This window comes from Brevibacillus sp. MER 51, from assembly GCF_023714195.1.
Classification (GTDB): Bacteria; Bacillota; Bacilli; order Brevibacillales; family Brevibacillaceae; genus Brevibacillus.
On the sequence record NZ_JAMAUS010000049.1, the window covers coordinates 1 to 500 of the forward strand.

Sequence of the window (500 nt, forward strand, 5' to 3'; positions counted from 1 at the left end):
CGCCAGCGTTCGTCCTGAGCCAGGATCAAACTCTCCAATAAAGTTTGTTACTGGTTCAAAGCTGGCAAATCATTTAATGATAGACTCATTAACGCTTTCGCTGTTCAGTTTTCAAAGAGCATTTTTAGTCCTGCTAAACCAGCAAGAACTCTATGTTAGCACATCAACTTTCAGTTGTCAAACACTTTTTAAAGTGTTTTTTCAACCAATCTGCAATTTGTTTAGTAAGAGCAGATTCACAATATATCATGTGCGTTACATTCATGTCAACCATCTTTTTAAGAAATTGATGGTCGGGAAGACAGGATTCGAACCTGCGACCCCTTGGTCCCAAGCCAAGTACTCTACCAAGCTGAGCTACTTCCCGATTATAGTTCTTCACTTTTTAAAATGAAGATGCGTGCCCTGAGAGATTCGAACTCCCGACCTTTTGATTCGTAGTCAAACGCTCTATCCAGCTGAGCTAAGGGCACATGTTATGGAGCGGACGAAGGGTCTCG

The 500-nt window shown here is 42.0% G+C and carries 2 tRNA genes; both read right to left on the reverse strand.

Annotation, left to right across the window (positions count from 1 at the left end):
- Positions 1-290: 290 nt before the first annotated feature.
- Positions 291-367: transfer RNA gene (locus tag M3630_RS30550), tRNA-Pro, on the reverse strand.
- A gap of 32 nt (positions 368-399) precedes the next feature.
- Positions 400-473, reverse strand: a tRNA-Arg gene (locus tag M3630_RS30555).
- Between the last annotated feature and the right edge of the window lie 27 nt (positions 474-500).